The sequence below is a fragment of the Okeania sp. genome, from assembly GCF_983059655.1.
Genome location: NZ_CEZPJD010000528.1, coordinates 2,183 through 5,586, shown reverse-complemented (window position 1 = coordinate 5,586; position 3,404 = coordinate 2,183). Strand labels below are relative to the sequence as shown.

Here is a 3,404-nt window from a genome sequence, read left to right as displayed (position 1 = left end):
TATATCCCACAACAACTACTATAGCACAATAATAATTCGTCTGGATGCTCCCCAGTCATTTTGCTTTAATTCCAGTACTGAATTAGAGATTAGAGCATAGGAGTTCAGGTAAGACTATTAATTCTATTGATTAATTTTATAGAGTGTATATTTTTACTAGACAGTGCAAAGTTCTTGGAATAACTATTGCTAGCTAAGGCTTTCAGCGATCTAAGGGTTAAAAACTCTTTATTCATAGCTGTAAGTACTGTAAACTTCTTCCAGTAATACTTTCAGCCTTTAAAGCAGTTTTTTGGAAGAACTTTGTACTCTCCAGTATTTTTAATCGGAGTTTATTATGATTAAAAAAGTAACTAGTATGAGACGAATAAAATTAAATTTTGTTCCTCACTTATGAAAAAAGAATGTTATGAATAACTAAGTTTAAATGACTTTCTGACTTCTGTACATCACCAATTCTACATCTCCCCTGCCTGAGAACTAAGAAATCACCTAAGCTATTTGTAGCAAATATTTATCAATTTGGTATAAAATCTGTGTCAAGCTAATTTAGCGTAAGATCGAAAATCCCAATGTCTAGAAGTTATTCAAATCGAAAGTTAACTTAGCAAATACAGAATTTATTTTTATTTATATAATTTCACTAGACAGTACAAAGTTCTTGAAATAACCATTACTAGCTAAAGTTTTCAGCAATCTAAAGATTAAAAACTCTTTATTCATAGCTGTAAGTATTGTAAGGCTTTTACAGTAATACTTTCAGCCTTCAACGCAAATTGTTCTTGGGAAGAACTTTGTACTCTCCAGTAATTTCAATTTAATCGGCAAATTTGGCAATTGACAATCCCTCATACTATGTTAAAATTCGGGAGGTTTATATTGATTGAGCTAAAAAACATCTGTAATATTTTAGACAAAATCATATATAGTCTTAAAGATGCAAAAATATGCAAAACAGTACATACCTAAGACTTTCTAAAAAATGTATCTGTTGCAGCAGAAAAAATCCTGGCCTAGTTTCTGAAATAGGAATTATGTCATTAGAATAGTGCTGTAGTAATTGGGAACAATGACTATGCTTGTTATGTCTCAATTCATAAGGGCTAAGTTTTCCCTAAAAATGAAAATATAGGTTGACAAAAACAGTTATCTATCATCTATACAGAGTCTAAAATTAGCTCTTTGATCCAAACAAACATAAATCAGTAATAGTAAATACTAAAAAACGAGGTAAGCAAGTGACTCAAACAGTAATTCCACCAGGTACCGAAACTACTCCAGTAACCGATGTAAGTACAGGAGATGCCGATGGAGGTCGTGTCCGAGTATATACACCAGGGGGAGACCTAGGAGTTGGGACATCTGGTGCCGATCGAATATCAGCTTTAGGTGGTAATGACATAGTAGCATCTGGCGGTGGCAATGATGTAGTTGCATTAGGACAAGGTGACGATACTGGTGTTGGTGGTATTGGCAATGACTCGCTCCAAGGAAACCGAGGAACTGACTCTTTACAAGGAGGGGAAGGAGATGATTGCCTAAGAGGTGGTAGAGATAATGATACCTTAGAAGGTGGTTCAGGATCGGATATTCTCTTCGGCGATCGTGGAGACGATGTAGTACTAAGTGGATCGGGAGATGATGATATCAGAGGTAATTTAGGTAATGATAACCTAGAGGGTAATGAAGGCAATGATGTTATTGATGGAGGTAAAGGTAACGATATTATTGATGGTGGTGCTGGGAATGACTTCTTATCAGGAGCTAGAGGTGACGATACTTTAACCGGTGGCACTGGAGCTGATACTTTCTTCTTCTGGTACAATACAAATGGTAGTTATGGAGTTGATAGTCTAACAGACTTTAATAGAGGTGAAGGAGATAAGATAGTTCTTGCTGCTAGTCCATTCATTCCTGAAAATGCAAGGTTTAGTGCTTTAACAGGTACGCCAGGTGGCGACCCACTGCCAGCAGACCAGTTTGCAGTGATCGAGAATTTCGATCCTACAACTGATGGAGCAAGCTCTGCAGCTGTTATATATGACCCTGCTAATGGTTTAGTCTACTACAACCCAACACCAGCTATTGGTGATGAGAATCAATTTGCTCAGGTTGATAATACTGTATATGATGCGGATAACCCATTACAAAACACTGACTTTGAAATCTTCTAAGTCTGATTAATATATAGATACAGTATTAAATATGGGTACAACCCTAGAATGAAGATTTTGACTCCCCCCTAACCTAATTTTAGGGGGGATAAATTTTTAGGGCAATTACATATTTGGGGGGTGTGGGAAACCACCCCTAAACCTTCCCAGGAGGGGAATGTGTGGGGAGAAGGAAAAATCTGTGTCTTAGTTTTCAGTTTTTGATATGTCCTCACCTAATAATTAAGCTTTAAAGCTTCTCCTTTAAAGAAGAAAAAGCAGTAGTTAGCGCAGCTTCCCGTAGGGTTGGATGGCGAAGAGGCCCTCTCTTGCAGAGCAACTCCGCTAACGCCATATCTATGATACCAAGAGAAGAAAAAATTTTCCTGAAAAGAGAGGTAATTGTTAATTATTAATTATTTGACCTTTTCTTCGATTGCTATAACTTTTAAATTTGAGATAAAAAGTCAGATATTCAATGATTATAGCGGTTATCACAAAGATAGACTAAAAATTCTGCCCTCTGCCTTCTGCCTTTAAGCCAAAATTTTTGTATTCTATGAAACATGAAAACTGCTATAACTATTAGCTAAGGATGGGAATAGAAGAATCTCTCAGATTAGCAAAACTCTACTTGAGTGAAGGTAAATTAGGTCAAGCTATAGCAACCTGTCAAGAAGTTTTAGAATTACAATCAAATTCTGAGAATGCCTACAGAATATTAGGGAAAACTTATCAAGTTCAAGGGGATTTTCAGGCAGCTATGTCTGCTTATGCAAAAGCTTTGGAGATTAACCCAGAATATGCAGAAGTTCATGCTTATCTTGGTCAATTATATAGTCAGAAAAATTGGTTGATTGAAGCAGCAAATCAATATCAACAAGGGATTAATTTAGGGCTAAAATGGCCGGAAGTTTATTATAATCTGGGTAATATAAAGTATCAATTTGGTTATTTAGAAGCTGCCATTGAATGTTATGAAATAGCAATTATTCTGAAGCCTGACTATATCAATGCTTATTTTGGATTAGGCATTGTTTTTGAGTTGCAAAGAAATTATCAAGCAGCAGTTAATATTTATAGAAAAATTATCATACTCAAGCCTAATTCTGTAGAAGCATATAATAATTTAGGTGGCGTTTTAGCTGATTTGAATCGCACGGGAGAAGCTATTGAAGTTTATCATCAGGGATTAGGTTTAAAACAGAATTCAGCAGATTTATATAATAATATTGGTCATGCTTTATCAAA

General features: G+C 35.5%; 2 protein-coding genes. Both read left to right on the top strand.

All coding sequences use genetic code 11. The annotated features are described in order from the left end of the window. Window positions 1-1,238 precede the first annotated feature (1,238 nt). Window positions 1,239-2,174 (top strand): calcium-binding protein, encoded by a 936-nt coding sequence (locus tag AC3DU7_RS23470; RefSeq protein WP_488041714.1) that lies wholly within the window; start codon window positions 1,239-1,241, stop codon window positions 2,172-2,174. A 574-nt stretch (window positions 2,175-2,748) separates the two neighbouring features. Then, on the top strand, window positions 2,749-3,404 hold a 656-nt coding region (locus tag AC3DU7_RS23465), incomplete at its 3' end, for a tetratricopeptide repeat protein (RefSeq protein ID WP_488041713.1).